A 1,675-nucleotide genomic window follows, 5' to 3' on the forward strand; every position below is an offset into this window, starting at 1 on the left:
TTTTATTATAAGTGTATTCATATTTTTCTAGCACTTCTTCTTTTCCACTATCAGTATAAGTAATGTCTATAGCTCTTCCAAAGCTATCGTACTTAAAACTTCTAAGTGTATAGGTACTTTTACTTCCCTTTGCAAAATCTCTGTAATCTTTTATACTTTCAACTTTTCCATCGTTTAAGTAGTTGTATTCTCTAAGAAGCTTGTGCCCTACTCCAACTTTTGCCTCTATCTTTTGTAACCACTTATCACTATTATAAGTGAACTTTAGTCCTTTTACATCACTAGATGTAGAGGAAGGATATGTTATATTATCATCTATATCATACTCATTAGCAAAAACTTAGCAAAATACATCAAGCTCTGTACCCCCCAAAAATTTCTCAAGGCCGGAGTCCTTATTGATAATAGTTCAAAATATTAATGAGCTAATTAGTTTTAATTAGCTCATTATATATATTATATACAGATATTCTTTGACGCTCGAGTTTATCTAATTTTATTTTTTAATACTACTTTATTTACTCTTATTGTACTATTATATTGCTCTATTTAAATTTATTTCATTTACATCACATTTTTAATTCAAATATTTAATAAAATATATTAATCATTTTTAATCCATTTTTTATAAAGTTACATTCATCATCATCGTATGCTAATACTTCTTCAATCGGATTTCCAAAGGTTATCCATTTGTCACATATACTTTCAAGTAACTTATCGTTATAATTTTTATTAAATTTATTATCGAATAGAATTTTTACTTCTACAACATATATACCCTCTATTTTCCAATATGGTTTATTTTCTATATATTCTTTATTCTTTATACCATCTTTAACAGATTCAATAAGGCTTTCAAAAATATTCTGAGCTTCATCATCACTGTTTGAATATATAAATGCTCTAATAAACAAATTCTCTCCCTCCTATTTATGTGTAATTTTACCATCTAGGGACACATTCAAATGAGATCCATCTCTACTTGCCCATCCTAAACTCTCTTTACCTGTTTTAGAAAGTTGTACATCCCATTCAAATGATTGTCCTGCAGTTCTTGATGGACCTTTAGTCCATATATTTTCAAATTTATCAACATACCCTCCATTATGTTTAGGTAGTGGTTGGGATGAATTCCAGTTTTTAGAAGGAACATATCTTATCTTGCCTTTCGTTGGTAATTTTTTATTTTTTAAAGTGCCTTTTTTAGACGCTTTGACCTTTTTTCTTCTTACTCCTGAATAATCATTATGTACAAGCACACTTGCATCAGATACAAAATACGTATGGAAATCTTCAACCTCAAAATTATATACCCTTATCAGTTCATTGTGAACTACTTTATCTATCTTCTCAACTTTAGACTTATCACCTGACTGAAGAACTACTACATCTCCTTCTTCAATCATACTTGCTGGTATCCAGCCTACACCATCAATATAGAACACATGCTGTTCAGTAGCTTCAATAACTTCTCCCGCTACTTTAATATAAAGTATTGTATCCGTTTCTTTTTCAAAAGTTTGTACTACTTTTTTAAGTGCTATGTCTCCTGTTTCTGAATCTTGTGCCCATACCAGGTCGCCTTCTTCAATATCTTCTATTGGAACATCCCCATCTTTTGTTGAAATTAACGTTCCTGCTGTAAAACAACCTTTTTTAGTTATCTTACATC

General features: G+C 29.9%; 2 protein-coding genes. Both read right to left on the reverse strand.

The window, feature by feature from the left end; all coding sequences use genetic code 11:
- Positions 1-590: 590 nt before the first annotated feature.
- Complete coding sequence (locus K0040_RS19750; RefSeq protein ID WP_228110403.1) at positions 591-917, reverse strand: hypothetical protein; 327 nt, start codon at positions 915-917, stop codon at positions 591-593.
- A gap of 12 nt (positions 918-929) precedes the next feature.
- The coding region (locus K0040_RS19755; protein WP_228110404.1) for a polymorphic toxin type 17 domain-containing protein at positions 930-1,675 on the reverse strand (746 nt) is incomplete at its 5' end.

The sequence above is a fragment of the Terrisporobacter petrolearius genome, from assembly GCF_020748185.1.
In the GTDB taxonomy this organism is placed as follows: domain Bacteria; phylum Bacillota; class Clostridia; order Peptostreptococcales; family Peptostreptococcaceae; genus Terrisporobacter; species Terrisporobacter petrolearius.